The sequence below is a fragment of the Streptomyces sp. NPDC004266 genome (genome assembly GCF_042874095.1).
Taxonomy (GTDB): domain Bacteria; phylum Actinomycetota; class Actinomycetes; order Streptomycetales; family Streptomycetaceae; genus Streptomyces.
Genome location: NZ_JBIAMM010000023.1, coordinates 43,133 through 48,861, shown reverse-complemented (window position 1 = coordinate 48,861; position 5,729 = coordinate 43,133). Strand labels below are relative to the sequence as shown.

Below are 5,729 nucleotides of genomic sequence, written 5' to 3'. Positions count from 1 at the left end.
ATTGCCCAGGATTCGCTCGCGGTCGGCTACGACCTGCTCTCCGATCTCGATGGCCTCGGCGGTACGCCCGAGCTGTCGGTAGGAGGTAGCGAGGTTGCTGCGGGCGAGGAGGGTGTCGGGGTGGTCATTGCCCAGGATTCGCTCGCGGTCGGCTATGACTCGCTCCTCGATCTCCATGGCCTCGGCCCTACGCCCCGCATCCCAGTAGGAGGTAGCGAGGTTGCCGCGGGCGAGGAGGGTGCTGGGGTGGTCAATGCCCAGGAGCCGCTCGCGGTCGGCTACCACCCGTTCCAAGAGGATGATGGCCTCGGCCGTACGCCCCGCATCCCAGTAGGAGGAAGCGAGGTTGCTGCGGGCGAGGAGGGTGTCGGGGTGGTCATTGCCCAGGATTCGCTCGCGGTCGGCTACGACCTGCTCTCCGATCTCGATGGCCTCGGCGGTACGCCCGAGCTGTCGGTAGGAGGTAGCGAGGTTGCCGCGGGCGAGCAGGGTGTCGGGGTGGTCAATGCCTAGGAGCCGCTCGCGGTCGGCTACGACTCGCTCCTCGATCTCCATGGCCTCGGCCGTACGCCCCGCATCCCAGTAGGAGGTAGCGAGGTTGCCGCGGGCGAGCAGGGTGTCGGGGTGGTCAATGCCTAGGAGCCGCTCGCGGTCGGCTACGACCTGCTCCTCGATCTCGATGGCCTCGGCCCTACGCCCCGCATCCCGGTAGCAGGTAGCGAGGTTGCTGCGGGCGGTCAGGGTGTCGGGGTGGTCATTGCCCAGGATTCGCTCGCGGTCGGCTACGACCTGCTCTCCGATCTCGATGGCCTCGGCCGTACGCCCCGCATCCCGGTAGGAGACCGCAAGGTTGCCGCGGGTGGTCAGGGTGTCGGGGTGGTCAATGCCCAGGAGCCGCTCGCTGCTGATGGTCATGTGGTGCCAGTAGGCGATGGCGGAGGCAGTGAGACCCGCGTTAAGAAGGCTGCTGCCTGCGCGGTAGAGGACGGGGTGTCCGTCGGGGTGCCAGAGGACATCGTGGGCGTGGCCGGCGAGGGTGTCGGTGTTGGTGCGTAGGGCAGCGGCGAGGTCGCGGTGGGGCTGGTCAGGGTCGGGCCAGGTGTGCAGGAGGGCGTCGGCGGCCGCGGTGGCAAGACCGGGGAGGCTTGGGGCGGGGGTGGTTTCCCGCACGGCGCGTGCGGTGAGGGCGTGGACGCGGACAGCGCGGGGTTCTGCGCGGGTGTCGCACGTGAGCAGGGCGTAGCGGTGCAGGGCGCGTAAGGCGGCGTGGACCTGCTCGGGAGTGACCTTTGGGGCCTGCTCGTCCTCTGCGCCTTGTTTCTCTGTGATGGTGTCAGCCGTGGGAGGGGTGCGATGAGCGGTGAGGTAGTCGATCGCTGCAGGGGTGGTCCATAAGGCGTGAGGGTGGCCGGCGGGGTCGAGCATGGCGGCCAGACGCAGGACTGGTTCGGCCAGTCCCGTAGGTTCGGTGTTTCGGGCAGCGTCCAGCGACAGCAGCAGGGTGGTGGTGATCTGGCGTCCATACCCTTCGGTGTCAGCCGATGGAGGCAGGGCCTGCTCCAGTCGGGTCTGGCGATGGTTGAAACGGGCCAGGTAGGCGGCGCAGGGGAGGTCTTCGTTGATCATGTAGGCGGCGGCATGGCCCAAGGCGAGCGGCAGGTGGCCGAGGGCTTGGGCTAGGTCTTCGGTGTGGTCGTCGAGGAGGTGGGTCATGCCCTCGTCGGTCAGGCGAGTGTGCAGGTAGGCGGCTGCTTCACCACGGGTGTAGACATCGATGGCGACACGGGTACGTCCGCCGCCGGTCAGGCGGGCATCGTGCAGGCGAGTGGTGGCCAGCACCCAGCCCGTGCCGGTGCGGCTGGCCGGCCACCACGGGCTGAGGGCTTCGGGATCTGTGATGTCGTCCAGGACCACCACCCATCGCCGGGAAGTGGTAGCCAGCCACGACAGGAAAGCGCGCGCGTCAGCTTCCAGATCCTGCCCATTCACGCCCGGCACCGCGATGCGGGCTGCGGCCTGCGCGTATTGAGTGATTACCTGCTGCACCTCAGTGGCAGCGGCCCACATCACCAGATCAGTGCCCTCAGCCAGGGCTTCCGCAGCGCAGGCGGCCGCCAGCTGGGATTTACCGACCCCACCGCCGCCGGACAGCACCTGCGTCCGCACCATTGCCCCGCCGCCTGAGCGGGGCGCGTAGAGGTTCCTGCGCAGCGCGGTGCGGGGCTGGAACGCCGAGGCCAGCGTCGGCACCGGCCCGAGCTCCACCGGCCACAGCACCTCCACTCTGGGTGGCTCGTGGATGTGCTGTTCCGTAATGTTGGTGACTTGGCTGTGTGGTCCCAGGGCATTGCCCTCGATGTTGCCGCCAGCCCCGATACCGTCATGTACTTCCACCCGCCGCGGCCCGTCGATCGGGGCGGCAGGCTCCGGCGCCAGCGCGGGAACGTCCACGTCCACGCGGAGTTCGGCTGGGGGGTTGGCTTCCGTTTTCGTGGCAGGGCGTCGCTTGCGGCGCCAGGGCAGCGGGGTCATCGGCGACTGTCGTCACCGAAGGCGTTGTCGGTGATGTTCCCACCGGCCGCCGTCCCACCCGGCCCTGCCTGAACATCCTCGCGACCCTGCCCCGGTGCCCCGAGGCGGCCGGAGACGCGCGGGCCCGAAACCTGCGACCGGTCGCCAAAAGCGTTGCCGCTGATGCTTCCGCCAGCCGCGACCGCGCCCCGCCCAGCCCGTACACGACGGACCGCGCCATCGGTCCCACCCGCAGGACGGGTCAGAGCGACCACGGAGACCACCACCCCGGCCAGACCGACCACTGCGCCGACAATGCTCGCCACCTGCCCCGCAGTGTCCAGGTCTGCCAGCACCGCCACCGCCGTCAGCCCGATCGAGACCGCGCCCGCCAGCACCACAGCCAGCCAGACCACAGCCCGCCCCCAACTCGAAATCCCCGCCATCAAGCCCTCCCGCCCATACGACACACAACCCGCCCCCGCCGAGACGACACCCCGTCAGGCGATAGCGGGTGCAACAGACCGTAGCGCCCCACACACAGCCACAACACCTGCTCACAGCTAACGGCCTGACGAATCGAGCGCATACCCCTCGGCCACATGCTTCGAGCACCACAACGCAGGCGGACAGTCCAGAGACGCGCCTTCGAAGTGCCCCTTCTGCCACTGCCGACGGGCCGGGTGGCATGCTGTCTGGCCGAGACACAGCACAGCAGCAGGAGGTCGGCATGGCGCGACGCGTGGCGTTCGTGAACAACAAGGGGGGTGTCGGCAAGACAACCACCACGGTCCGTCTCGCCGAGGCCCTGGCCAAGGAGGGCAAGCGAGTCCTCGTCGTGGATATGGACCCGCAGGGCAACGCCTCCACCTTCCTCGGCTGGACCTGGGACCCCACCCAGCATCAGCCGACCATCAGCGAGGCCATCCAGGCCGCGACCGAGGGCGCCGCCCGAGCGGTAGTTCAGCCGATCGGATGGGACGCCCCCTACGCCGAGCGGATCGCGCTCGCCCCCGCCACGCTCGACCTGGAGAGCCGGATGTCCGAAGCCGGCCTCTCCGGAGCCTGGCGCCGCCTCGACATGGCCCTCGAGGGCGTCGACGACACCTTCGACTACACCCTGATCGACTGCCAGCCCAGCGTCTTCCACCTGACCCAGCTGGCCCTCGCCGCCGCCCATGACGTCGTCATCGTCACCGAAGCCGACATCTACTCCGTCGAAGCCGCCAAGCGCATCCACACCTTCGTCACCCAGCGCGCGCCCAAGGACCTCGCCAACCCGACACTCGCCGTGAGGGGCGTCATCATCAGCGCCCTCACCAACACCCTGCTCCAGGCCGAGCAGCGCGACTCGATCCGCCGAATCTTCGGCGACCTGGTCTGGGAGCCCTCAGTGAAGCTGCGGACGACCCTCGCCGAAGCCAACACGGACGCCCTCCCGCTCACCGACTCCCGCGTGGCAGACTCCCGCGCGACTTACGAGCTCCTCGCCCAGGCCTTCCTCAAGGCGGTGCCCACCCCGTGAGCCGACGCCGATCCAGCCGCACAGCCGACAGCACCCCCATCCAGACGGGCCCCTCCATCACCTCCGGCGTCGCCGTCGGAGACCAGGTCGCCGAAGCCGCCAGCACCGCCGTCACCCTGGCCGGCGGCATGGCCGTGGACTCCTTCATCCCAGCCCCGCTCGACCCCGCCACCGTCACCGGCACGCCCGCTGAACGCCTGGCCCAGGTGGAAGCCGCACTGCGCGCCGCCGACGAGCACGCCGCCCGCAGCGTCCGCGCCGCCAAGATCCGCTGGACAATCGAATCGGGCGCCGCCCTGAAGATCCTCGTCGACGACGACCTCTACACCGCGCGCGGCTACACCTCACTCGACGCCTACGCCGACGAAGTCCTGCACATCAGCCGGACCAACGTCTACAAGACGATCGAGGCAGGCGCCGCCCTCCAGGCCGTCCTGGCCGCCCGCCAAGTGTCGAAAATTTTCGACACTCCCCCCAACGCCTCCCAGGCCCGCGCGCTCCTCCCCGTCCTCGCCCTCACCGACGGCGAAGACAAGGCCGTGAACGTCATCACCGACGTCAAGGCCAGCGGCAAGAAGCTCACCGCGGCCGCCATCAAGGCCGCCGCCCAGCGACTCGGCTACACCGCCGCCATCCCCTCCCCGGCCAGCGGCACCGACGCGGACGACGCCGCGCGCCGGACGGAAGCCGGCCGCAGACTCACAGCCGCCGCTGACGCCGCCGAGCGCGCTCTGGCCCTGTACGAGGAGGCGCTCACCGCGGACGTTCCGCCAGCCGATGCCGACCGTGCTGCCGCCGATCTCGCGCGCCTCGCCAAGGCCGGCCGGGTGCTTGCCAAGCAGACTCGTATCCCAGGGAGCGCCCCGGCCCTCGTGTAGCCATTGCCTTCTCGGTCCTGAGCGGGTGTTCTCGGAGACGGGAACCCCGCTCGCTTGATCATTCTCCATAGCTACCGCTATCCCACAGTGCTGCCCCCTTTGATCACCTTCGCCGCCGATCTCCAACACGGAAGTCACCCCTGGACACCTGCTCCCGGCTGATTCTGAGAGGCACCCTGAGGCCCGACCCCCTCGGAGTGGCGTGGCTCGAGCGTCCTGACCTACTTCTCCGTACCGGTCGACTGTCCCCGTCTCTCAGAAGGTGGTGCCTCTCACCTCGTGAGGCTCGTCAGGAGCGGCCCACCGCTCAAGCTGATCGCGACTGAGCAGTGTGTGCTTGTGCTCTGGACCGAGAGCACGCGTTTGGTCGGGGATGAGGGCGGCGTACAGATCGCGTGCGGTGGCCGGGTCGCCCGCCTCCCCCGTCCGATACGCGTGGTTATGGCGGCTAGTCAGGGTGCTCTGGTAGGTGGGGCCGAAGATGCGAGTGCAGTCTGTGATGAGAGTGGCGTGCAGGTCGCGTGCGGTGGCCGGGTCGCCCGTCTCCCCTGTCCAGTACGCGTAGTAATGGCGGCTGGCCAGAGTGTCCTTATGGTCGGGGCCGAGGACGCGGGTGCGGTCGGTGATGACGTGGGCATATAGGTCGAGTGCGGCGGCCGGGTCGCCAGCTTTCCCCGTCCAGTGCGCATGGTTGTGGCGGCTGGTCAGGGTCTTGCGGTGGTCGGCGCCGAGGATGCGGGTGCGGTCGGTGATGAGGGCGGCGTGCAGGTCGCGTGCGGCGGCCGGATCGCCCGCCTCCCCCGTCCAACGTGCGT

The 5,729-nt window shown here is 69.3% G+C and carries 5 protein-coding genes; 2 read left to right on the top strand and 3 right to left on the bottom strand.

Translation table 11 applies throughout. The features are described from left to right. Together ACFYUZ_RS36315 and ACFYUZ_RS36310 are read right to left on the bottom strand one after the other, a co-directional pair. The coding region (locus tag ACFYUZ_RS36315) for a tetratricopeptide repeat protein (protein ID WP_389316556.1) at positions 1 to 2,457 on the bottom strand (2,457 nt) is incomplete at its 3' end. 71 nt (positions 2,458 to 2,528) lie between these two features. After that, on the bottom strand, positions 2,529 to 2,927 hold the full coding sequence (locus ACFYUZ_RS36310; protein WP_389316554.1) for a hypothetical protein: 399 nt from the start codon (positions 2,925 to 2,927) through the stop codon (positions 2,529 to 2,531). Positions 2,928 to 3,241: 314 nt separating this feature from the next. Here ACFYUZ_RS36310 and ACFYUZ_RS36305 point away from each other — a divergent pair, with 314 nt between their 5' ends. Both ACFYUZ_RS36305 and ACFYUZ_RS36300 read left to right on the top strand, forming a co-directional pair. Next, the gene (locus tag ACFYUZ_RS36305) at positions 3,242 to 4,036 is read left to right on the top strand and encodes a ParA family protein (RefSeq protein ID WP_389316553.1); all 795 of its coding nucleotides are present in this window, start codon (positions 3,242 to 3,244) and stop codon (positions 4,034 to 4,036) included. Further along, complete coding sequence (locus ACFYUZ_RS36300; protein ID WP_389316551.1) at positions 4,033 to 4,914, top strand: hypothetical protein; 882 nt, start codon at positions 4,033 to 4,035, stop codon at positions 4,912 to 4,914. The genes ACFYUZ_RS36305 and ACFYUZ_RS36300 overlap by 4 nt, the downstream gene beginning before the upstream one ends. 255 nt (positions 4,915 to 5,169) lie before the next feature. On the opposite strand, the gene ACFYUZ_RS36295 is transcribed toward ACFYUZ_RS36300, so the two are convergent. Continuing rightward, positions 5,170 to 5,729 (bottom strand): tetratricopeptide repeat protein (locus ACFYUZ_RS36295; RefSeq protein WP_389316549.1); only part of this gene is annotated, 560 nt, incomplete at its 5' end.